Below are 1,733 nucleotides of genomic sequence, written 5' to 3'. Positions count from 1 at the left end.
ATCAGCACTCTTCGTCATCGAGCGCGAGATCAACGGCTTGACCGCCGCCGAGCGGTTTAGCGTGCGACAGCAAAAGAGCAAGCCGCTGTTCGATGCGATGCACGAATGGGTGACCACCGAACGCGCCACACTCTCGCGCTCCTCCGCGGTTCGCGAGCCGATCGACTACATGCTCAAGCGCTGGGCCGACTTCGCCCGCTTCCTTGATGATGGCAGAATCTGCCTGACCAACAACGCTGCGGAAAGAGCGCTGCGCGGTATCGCTCTCGGAAGACGCAATTGGACCTTTGCCGGTTCTCAGCGCGGGGCAGACCGCGCCGCTGTCATGCTGACGCTTCTCACCACCGCACGCCTCAACGATGTCGACCCGCAAGCCTGGCTCGCCGATGTTCTGGCCCGTATCGCCGATCTGCCTGCCTCGCGCCTGCACGAGCTGCTTCCTTGGGAATGGAAAAGGCTACGCGCGGTCGAAAAAAACCTCTGATCAGCGGTCCGTCGCAACCTGAACGTCTCAACCGGCTAGCGACCATCATAACCCAGACCGTCTATGCGCGCGCGTAATCGTTGCGCGGCCGTCGTCGGATGCGTACGCTCTTGTTCCTGTCGAGATCGCTTCAGCGCCAGCTCCGACATTGATGGATGTGCCGCTACCGCCGTCTTCGCCTCCTGCGCAGCGCGCAAGGGCCGGAACAATCGAGATCGAGCGATCGAGCTTGGCGGCTGTCGCGTGCGCGTTGACCGTGACGTGGACACTGAGGCGCTCCAACGGGTTCTTGAGCTTCTGAGACGGCGATGATCCCGGTCCCGAGCGGCGTCTGGGCGGCGGCGATCAAGGTGAGACTTCGTATTGCCTCATGGAGGAATGTTCCCGAAGACGCGATCGTTGCCTCATTTATTTTGCTCCCAAGAAGACGGACGGTCGGCGCGGGGGAGGCCGGTCGTGGAGCTGGACGGGGTTGCGCAACGACCGGCCTCGCCCGCACCGGAAGCGGGCGCTGCTACCGCGCAACCTGTGTCTCGTCGAACCGCTCCGCATGATCTGCCGATCCAAACAGCAGCGCGCTTGCCTGCTCGCTGCGCCAGGATTTGAGGCGGCGCTGAAGCGTCGCAGCAGCTTATCCGGGTACGCGCCCGGATATTCCGCCTGTAGCCTTGTCAGGAGCTCGGCGCCGGTTCGCCACGGCTCGGCTTTGAACCACTCCTGCAGCTGTGGGGTTGCCTGAACGAGCGGATCAGGGCGACGACGACCTCGCTTCGCTTTGAGGATCGGCTGGTCCGGTCGGTCGAGATGCGCCCTCTTTCCAAGCCGTTCGCAAGCTGGCGAGGAACAGATCGATCGGCGGGGCCGCAGTAATCGAATCGCCCGCTGGCTTCACGTCGGCAAGGTCGGCCAGACGTTGCTGCGCAGACCGAATGTCACGCAGCAACGCAACCGGGTCCAAGCTGACGCAGATTTCCTGCAGTCGGGCCCGAACCGCATCGGAGGTATGTGGGTCGGCTGTCAGCCGCTGATGCGGCGTCGTCGGCGCACTATAAGATTTACGGACGCGCGCGCCATCGCGCTGTTTCCCGATCAGCTTGAACGACGGCTGGAAGAAGTTCACGAACAGGCGCACTGAGCGATAGAGTTCTGCGAGCAACGCGGCCGCCTCGAGCCCTTCAAACCGCCGATAACTAACCATCCGTCGGACCACGGCGCCGTTCTTCTGTTCGACAAACGCCTGGTCGTTCTT

At 63.0% G+C, this 1,733-nt stretch carries 1 protein-coding gene and 1 pseudogene; one reads left to right on the top strand and one right to left on the bottom strand.

What is annotated here, in order from left to right; genetic code table 11:
* A partial coding sequence (locus CQ13_RS11595) for an IS66 family transposase (protein WP_156433629.1) occupies nt 1-484 on the top strand: 484 nt, incomplete at its 5' end.
* Nucleotides 485-998: 514 nt separating this feature from the next.
* Here CQ13_RS11595 and CQ13_RS11590 read toward each other — a convergent pair.
* Nucleotides 999-1,733: pseudogene (locus tag CQ13_RS11590) on the bottom strand (ISNCY family transposase); the annotation flags it as partial.

Source organism: Bradyrhizobium retamae (assembly GCF_001440415.1).
In the GTDB taxonomy this organism is placed as follows: domain Bacteria; phylum Pseudomonadota; class Alphaproteobacteria; order Rhizobiales; family Xanthobacteraceae; genus Bradyrhizobium; species Bradyrhizobium retamae.
Note: the sequence above shows the minus strand (reverse complement) of the source record. Positions and strands in the feature narration are given on the sequence as shown.